Origin of the sequence: Peptoniphilus sp. oral taxon 836 str. F0141 (genome assembly GCF_000179335.1) — a bacterium.
GTDB lineage: Bacteria > Bacillota > Clostridia > Tissierellales > Peptoniphilaceae > Peptoniphilus_A > Peptoniphilus_A lacrimalis.
On sequence record NZ_AEAA01000120.1, the window covers coordinates 1 to 1,139 of the forward strand.

1 protein-coding gene is annotated in these 1,139 nt (G+C 30.7%); it reads left to right on the plus strand.

Annotation, left to right across the window (positions count from 1 at the left end; translation table 11 throughout):
* Positions 1 to 145 precede the first annotated feature (145 nt).
* Positions 146 to 1,135 carry an MsnO8 family LLM class oxidoreductase gene (locus tag HMPREF9131_RS06225; RefSeq protein WP_009346015.1) on the plus strand — a complete coding sequence of 330 codons (990 nt, stop codon included), beginning with the start codon at positions 146 to 148 and terminating at the stop codon, positions 1,133 to 1,135.
* Positions 1,136 to 1,139: the final 4 nt, after the last annotated feature.

The following is a 1,139-nucleotide window of genomic DNA, read 5'->3' on the forward strand; positions in this document are numbered from 1 at the left end:
ATCTATCAAAAGATATTTTAAAAGCACTTGATGAAAAACCTATTGAACTGGAACCATGGGACCCAATGGGCTCACTTGCAAAATTTTCATAATTTTATTAATAGCCGGATTATTCCGGCTAACTATACTTATTTAAGGAGGATTTATGACTAAACTTTCAATTTTAAACTTAGTTCCTAAATATTTAGGTGAAAGTTACAAAGATGCCTATGACAGAGCCTTAAAATTAGCTCAATTTGCAGATAAAAATAATTTTCAAAGATATTGGCTAACAGAGCATCACAATTCTCCCGCAGTAATTTCTTCAGCAACAGAAGTTGTTATTTCATATATTTTGGCACATACAAAAAATATAAGAATTGGTGCAGGAGGTGTAATGCTTCCCAACCACAGCCTATTCCAAGTGGCAGAAAGATATGCCTGTCTTAATAATCTTTACAAAGATAGGATTGATTTAGGCTTGGGTAGAGCTCCAGGAACTGATAAAGATACCGCAAGACTTCTTTATAAAAAGAATTTCTCTCCAAGAGAATTTATTAATGCTGCAAAAATGTTGAAATTATATTTTTCAGAAGATGTAGAAAAATTAGATGTTAAACCCTACCCTCAAACTAGAGAAATTCCCTTATATATTTTGGGAACATCTACAGTTTCTGCACATATTGCTGGTAAACTTGGACTTCCTTATGCCTTTGCTGGACAAATTTCCCCAGATCTAATTGGAAAAGCCTTTGATATTTATAGAACAGAATTTATTCCTTCAAGGCAACTGGAAAAACCATACACTATATTAAGTCTAATTACAAATATAGCAAGAACAAAAGAAGATGCCAAAGATTTAAGTATTAAAGCTGAACAAATTTCTTTACAGCTAATGAATGTAAAAGAAAAAAGTGAATTTTATAATTTAGACCCTGAAAATGCACCAGAACTCACAAGCATTGAAAGATTTCTAATAAAAACTAATAGGGGACTTTCCATCAATGGTGATGTAGAATATGCAAGAAAAGAACTTTTTAAAATAAATGAAAAATACAAAGCTGATGAAATTATGGCTTTATCATTTATAAATGAATATGAAATGTTAGAAGATAATTTCAGAATTTTAAAAGATATAGTTGATAATAGCCTATGACAAA